At 28.6% G+C, this 6,121-nt stretch carries 5 protein-coding genes, 2 tRNA genes and 2 rRNA genes; 7 read left to right on the top strand and 2 right to left on the bottom strand.

All coding sequences use genetic code 11. The features are described from left to right. The 5 genes from rrf (ACQPUW_RS17125) to ACQPUW_RS17105 all read left to right on the top strand — a co-directional run. A 5S ribosomal RNA gene (gene rrf / locus ACQPUW_RS17125) occupies window positions 1-77 on the top strand; the annotation flags it as partial. Window positions 78-84: 7 nt separating this feature from the next. Then, a tRNA-Lys gene (locus ACQPUW_RS17120) sits at window positions 85-160 on the top strand. Window positions 161-484: 324 nt separating this feature from the next. Next, on the top strand, window positions 485-1,435 hold the full coding sequence (locus ACQPUW_RS17115; protein ID WP_430838652.1) for an L-lactate dehydrogenase: 951 nt from the start codon (window positions 485-487) through the stop codon (window positions 1,433-1,435). Window positions 1,436-1,614: 179 nt separating this feature from the next. Continuing rightward, window positions 1,615-1,731: ribosomal RNA gene (gene rrf, locus ACQPUW_RS17110) — 5S ribosomal RNA — on the top strand. Window positions 1,732-1,737: 6 nt separating this feature from the next. Further along, window positions 1,738-1,813: transfer RNA gene (locus tag ACQPUW_RS17105), tRNA-Lys, on the top strand. Between the two features lie 179 nt (window positions 1,814-1,992). On the opposite strand, the gene ACQPUW_RS17100 is transcribed toward ACQPUW_RS17105, so the two are convergent. Next, window positions 1,993-2,745 (bottom strand): signal peptidase II, encoded by a 753-nt coding sequence (locus tag ACQPUW_RS17100; protein WP_430838651.1) that lies wholly within the window; start codon window positions 2,743-2,745, stop codon window positions 1,993-1,995. Between the two features lie 164 nt (window positions 2,746-2,909). Between ACQPUW_RS17100 and ACQPUW_RS17095 the strand changes: the two genes are divergently transcribed. Together ACQPUW_RS17095 and ACQPUW_RS17090 are read left to right on the top strand one after the other, a co-directional pair. After that, complete coding sequence (locus tag ACQPUW_RS17095; RefSeq protein WP_204596833.1) at window positions 2,910-3,716, top strand: pyruvate, water dikinase regulatory protein; 807 nt, start codon at window positions 2,910-2,912, stop codon at window positions 3,714-3,716. A 145-nt stretch (window positions 3,717-3,861) separates the two neighbouring features. After that, on the top strand, window positions 3,862-4,809 hold the full coding sequence (locus ACQPUW_RS17090) for a patatin-like phospholipase family protein (protein WP_430838650.1): 948 nt from the start codon (window positions 3,862-3,864) through the stop codon (window positions 4,807-4,809). A gap of 27 nt (window positions 4,810-4,836) precedes the next feature. Here ACQPUW_RS17090 and ACQPUW_RS17085 read toward each other — a convergent pair whose 3' ends face one another. Then, complete coding sequence (locus ACQPUW_RS17085; RefSeq protein ID WP_430838649.1) at window positions 4,837-5,799, bottom strand: amidase domain-containing protein; 963 nt, start codon at window positions 5,797-5,799, stop codon at window positions 4,837-4,839. Window positions 5,800-6,121: the final 322 nt, after the last annotated feature.

Genomic DNA, 6,121 nt, shown 5'->3' with positions numbered 1-6,121 from the left:
CGAACAGGAAAGTTAAGCTCTATAGCGCCAATGGTACTGCACGGGAGACTGTGTGGGAGAGTAGGACGTTGCCAGGTAAGATATGCGTTATTAGCTCAGTTGGTAGAGCACCTGACTCTTAATCAGGGTGTCCCGGGTTCGAATCCCTGATGACGCACCATTTTAAAAGACTTAGAATTATCTAAGTCTTTTTTGCTATATAAAAATATAACTAATTACATAAATTTTATTAGTATGTGAGTTAAAGAAATATAGACCTAATGACTTACTTTTAAAGGAAGAAATAGCGAAAATATTTTACTGAAATAAAGGTTGAAAGTTTTAAAAATGATAAAAATCAACTATTATAAAAAATAAACTCTAAAAATAATTTAGGCTATTTTTAGAGTTTATTTTTTGAAAATTTTGCTATATAGTATTAATATAGTAAAATTAAAATAAATTATTATGGATAAAATCTTAAGAGGAATGAGGAGAATATAATATGGGAATTAAAAATACTAAAGTAGCAATAGTTGGTACAGGCTTAGTTGGATCTAGTACTGCCTTTAGCTTAGTTACACAAGGGATATGTGATGAGGTTCTTATGATTGATATAAACAATGAAAGAGCTGTAGGAGAAGCAATGGATTTAAATCACTCAATAGAGTATTTAAATAGAAATACTAAGGTTAGAGCTGCATCTTATGATGAGTGTGGAGATGTAGATGTTATAGTAATAACTGCAGGAGCACCACCAAAGCCTGGACAAACAAGATTAGATACATTAGACTTAAGTGCAAAGATTGTAGAAACAATCGTGAATCCTATTATGAAATCAGGATTTAAGGGATATTTTATAATAGTTTCAAATCCAGCAGATATTATAGCATATCATGTATATAAGTTATCTGGATTACCAAAGAGTCATGTATTAAGTACAGGAACATCAGTAGATACTGCAAGATTAAAGAATTTTATTGGAGAGCTTTTAGATGTAGATCCTAGATGTGTACAAGGATATTCCATGGGCGAGCATGGAGATTCTCAGATGGTACCTTGGTCACATGTAACTGTAGGAGGAAAATCATTTATAAAGGTATTAGAAGATAATAAAGATAGATTTCCAAATGTAGATCTTGATAAATTAGTTCAAGACACTGCACAAGCTGGCTGGGAAGTATATAAGAGAAAAGGTACTACATATTATGCAATTGCTAGTGCAACTGTAGGCATAATAAAAGCAATTTTATATAATGAAAATAAGATAATACCAGTTTCAACTCTTTTAGAAGGTGAGTACGGAGTATCTGATGTATTTGCAGGAATACCAGTAATATTAAATTCAGAAGGTATCAAAGAAATCGTAGAGATACACATGAGTGATGAAGAAAAAAATAAATTCCAAAATTCAATAAATGTTATAAAAGAATATATAAAAAGATTAGGTTATTAAAGAAAAAATAGTAAGAAATAAAAACACTGTAACCCTTGAAGTATAAGGCTTTGAGGGTTATTTATATATTCATCAATAAAAAAATATAAAAAAAATGCAGAAATTTGTTGACAAAAGGTTGTTAGGTCTATATAATAAGTAATTGTTGAGCCGCTAATTGAGGCGAAACGGCAAAGCAATCTGGTGATGATGGCATAGAGGAAACACTCCTTCCCATTCCGAACAGGAAAGTTAAGCTCTATAGCGCCAATGGTACTGCACGGGAGACTGTGTGGGAGAGTAGGACGTTGCCAGGTCTATATGGTTCGCTAGCTCAGTCGGTAGAGCACATGACTTTTAATCATGGTGTCCCGGGTTCGATTCCCGGGCGAGCCACCAAGAATTACTTAAAGTAATTCTCTAATAGGAACTTGCTTAGCATTATATATTCAAAAAGATTATGCAAGCATAATCTTTTTTTTATTAGTAATTTTATTTTATTGATAATATTGAAGCTACATCAAATTTTTGATGTAGCTTTTATTTATATAGATGAATCTAAAATTAAATTGCTATGATTATTTCTTTTTTGAAAATAATGATTTTATATCATCACCGATAAAAATAAAGAATTTTTTTATACTCTTAAAGTCTTCCTTTAAAGTTGTATCATCTTCATTTGAGAAGAAGCCATTATCATATAGACATACAACTAAAAATAATATTCCAAGATTAATATATATGTCTTTAAAATCAGCTACAAATAAATTGCTTACTCCAATAAAGTCTAGGCTACCACCATAGAAAACTTTATCTATAAGAGAACATAAAGCTCCTGCAATTATAAATACTATAGCAAGATCTCCAAATATACCTTTATGACCCTTACTTCTATAATATCTGTATAATTCTATAAAGATTACTAAAGCTATAATATTAAGTATAATCAGCATAGAAAAGCTAACTGATGTACCAAATCTAGCATTTAACCATGACCCATCTGTATTAATTAATGGGTTAAAGGATAGAAATCCATTGAAAATATCAAAGTAAGAATTAAAGAAAAATAGTTTAATTATTATTTTAATTCCTTGATCAAGCAACATAAGTATAAAAAATAGTTCAAAGATGCCCTTCCTTGTAAGACCTTCAGGTCTTTTTAATGTAAATCTATAAAAAGCGTATCCTACTATTCCAAATAAGATTATCAAGAAGATATTCCCTATAATAGTAGTTAAGTCATTTATTCTTCCAGTAAATAATTCGAATAGTAGATAAACTAACCACATTACAGGCAATGTACATATAATTAATAATTTTTTAGTATTCATTATGCCCTCCATATAAAGAATAATTTGTAAATCACAGTTTACAAATTTAAGTTTAACATATAATAATAAAATTCACTATTGAGAAAAATAAAAAAAATATGTAATAATATAAATATAAAGAGAATTTTGAAAATTACAAATTTAATAGAAATGAGGGTATTGAGATGTTAACAATATTTGCTGTATCAGATTCTATAGGGGAAACAGCCAATCAAGTTGCTATTGCTGCTGCAAGTCAATTTTCAAATGATGTTGTAGTAGAGAGAATTCCGTATATAAAAACTTTAGAAGATATAGAGGATGTAATTAGTGCAGTTAAGGAATGTGAAGGGGAAGCAATTATAGTTTCTACAATAATAACTGTTAATGTAAGAGAATATTTAACTCAAAAAGGTATAGAAAATAATATATCAGTTATAAATGTACTAGGGCCGATACTGAATGTAGCATCTTCTAAACTTAATAGATTGCCGGATAATAATCCAGGTGCAATGTGGGAGACTGATGAAGACTACTTCAAAAGAATAGAAGCTATGGAATTTGCCATGCAATATGATGATAGTAAGGATTATAGAGGTCTTAAAAATGCTGATGTAGTTTTAATTGGACTTTCAAGAACTTCAAAGACACCATTATGTATGTACTTAGCTAATAAAGGAATAAAAGCTATAAATATTCCATTAGTACCTGAGGTGGGGGTACCAAAAGAATTATATGAAATTGATAAGAAGAAGGTATTTGGATTGACAATAAATCCACTTCAATTAATTGAGATAAGAAAAAGAAGATTAGATAAATTTCATAGGATACCATCTGATATTGAGTATGCAGGGGATGCTAGAATATTAGAAGAATTTGAGTTCTCAGACAAGATAATAAGAAGAATTGGTTGTAAAACTATAGATGTTACTCAAAGAGCAATAGAAGATACTGCACTGATTATTCTAGATACATTAAAAGTTAATAAGTAGTCTATAATTAAATATGACTGCAAGGGTTTTTCTTAAAAATATATAGAAAAGCCCTTTTGTTTTAACCAATAAAAACCTACAGTATAAAATAATAGTGTGAAATTATATGCAGTAAAATTTATTGATATTAAAGGGGGGGATTAAAATGAAAATAGGATTAGTTTTAGCTGGAGGGGGAGCAAGAGGAGCATATCAAATAGGAGTATGGAAAGCTCTTAAGGAGTTAAAGATAGATAAATATATTAGTGTTATATCAGGTACCTCAATAGGAGCTTTAAATGCTATGTTATTTAATCAAGATGATATAAATATTGCAGAAGAGGTCTGGATGAATATAAGTGTTGAGAAAATACTACCAACAAATCATAAGGATTTATTAAAAAGAAGTATACTTGTAACAATTGGATCAAGAAACTTGAATTTAATAAAAAAATATATGCCTAAAGCCATAAATGGTGGAGACATACCTAGAGATGGTTTAATTGAAATAATTGATGAATACTTAGACTTTAATAAAATCAAAAGTGGAAATAGGGTATGTTATGCAGCTTGCACTGAAATACCAAAGGTAGAAGCGAAATACTTTAAGATTGATGATTATAACAATGAAGATATAAGAAAAATACTTTTAGCTACATCAGCCCTTCCTATGATATATCAAAGTGAAGAAATAGAAGGAAAAAATTATCTAGATGGAGGCATGACTGATAATATACCAATACAACCTGTATATGGTGAAGGGTGCGATATAATAATAGTAGTCCCATTAGCTAGCAATGTAAAAATTAATAGGGAACTCTATCCAAACTCAAAGATAATAGAAATAAGACCAAGTGAAATGGAAGCAGGATTAATGGATGGTGTTCTAGATTTTACTCCAGATAATACTAAGAAGAGAGTAAGTATTGGTTATAAAGATACAATAGATCAGATATCGCCTATAATGGATATCGCATTAATGATAGATAAAGATAATAGAGAAGAAGAGAAGAAAAAGAAGATGCTATTTAATGTTTTAAAGAATAAATTATTTGGAAATAAAAATGAAGATGTTAAAAATAAGGATGAAGATAAAAATAATATAGAGGCATAAGAAGGCTAACATGACCATGTTAGCCTTTTAATATGGAATTACTATTCTTATCTTAGGATATATATTAGGATATACATAAGAAAGAGGATAATTTAATTTATCATAAGAATGACAACAGTAAAGACATGTATTTCCCGTATTATAAGTTATAATTCCAGAATGAGACCAAGTATTTTTAATTGGACTAAAGAATTGTATTATAGAGCCAACACAATTTTGATCTATATTTGTTGTTTCAAATGCAAGATGATTATAAATTAGGTAATCACGTAGTTCTTTTACTCTAACCCAAGGATTAGAGTATGGTTTCCATGTTGAAGAGGTGTTTATTCCTGCATAATGAATTGTCTGAGATACGAAATTCGTACAATCTCCACCGCTTTTATCAAAATCAATATACTCTTTGTTATAATTTAAGGCATATTTTTCAGCGTATTCTACTGCTTTAGATTTTGAGTAAGAGGTCTTTTTAAATACTGATGAAACTGCAACTGTATTATTGATATTTATATTAAGAGTATTAAAGTTTAATAATAAAGAATTATATTTATCTATTTCATTATCTAATAAAGTGTTGTAAAGAAGAATGAAAGTTTTTGGATCTTTATAATTAACTTTATCTTTTAATGATTCTATATCAGATATATATTCTATAAACCATTTATTAGATATTTTTTTTAGTAGTGAGATATATGTTGATGTAGTTATGGAGTCAAAGCTGTTAGTACCAATATCCAATATTGAATACACAGAAAACTTAACTAGAGAATAATCCTCGTTTACTTCCTTAATAAAATCATATTTTATTTTAGAATATGAATCTAAAACGGGAAGAGAACTTTTTTTGTTATATAGAGTGAAGTATTTTATCTTTAGATCAAGCAATTCATTTAATTTATCATTTGATATAAATTGCTTAAAATTATTATTAGCGAAAATTGCATTAAGAAATTGATTTATAGTAGCCTTTATTGAACTTTTTTTACTCATTATAATGTTGTACATATCTAAAAATCCTTATATTTAGTAATAATTTATATTATTATATGAAATAAGGGATGATTTGATATAAATTTGCAAAAAAATGTTGACAATATTAATTGATGATGATAATATAAATCTTGTCGCTGATGCGAAAGGGCTTCTACGGAAGCGAGACAACATTTTAAATCAAATTAAGTTAAAAACTTATTGAAAAAATGTTGACAAAGTTTTTCGAAAGTGATAAGATAAACGAGTCGCTTGAGGGCGACGAGATAAAATGGTCTTTGAAAATTGAACAGAATATATAAAACATTTAAACAACCAGCAA

The organism is Clostridium sardiniense, assembly GCF_050584765.1.
Classification (GTDB): domain Bacteria; phylum Bacillota; class Clostridia; order Clostridiales; family Clostridiaceae; genus Clostridium; species Clostridium sardiniense_A.
The sequence above is the reverse complement of the archived record's forward strand: the minus strand, read 5'-3'. Positions and strand labels throughout refer to the sequence as shown.

Coding starts and splice junctions, on each gene's coding strand:
- ACQPUW_RS17115 (WP_430838652.1), top strand. CDS start 485: ATGGGAATTAAAAATACTAAAGTAGCAATAGTTGGTACAGGCTTAGTT.
- ACQPUW_RS17100 (WP_430838651.1), bottom strand. CDS start 2,745: ATGAATACTAAAAAATTATTAATTATATGTACATTGCCTGTAATGTGG.
- ACQPUW_RS17095 (WP_204596833.1), top strand. CDS start 2,910: ATGTTAACAATATTTGCTGTATCAGATTCTATAGGGGAAACAGCCAAT.
- ACQPUW_RS17090 (WP_430838650.1), top strand. CDS start 3,862: ATGAAAATAGGATTAGTTTTAGCTGGAGGGGGAGCAAGAGGAGCATAT.
- ACQPUW_RS17085 (WP_430838649.1), bottom strand. CDS start 5,799: ATGAGTAAAAAAAGTTCAATAAAGGCTACTATAAATCAATTTCTTAAT.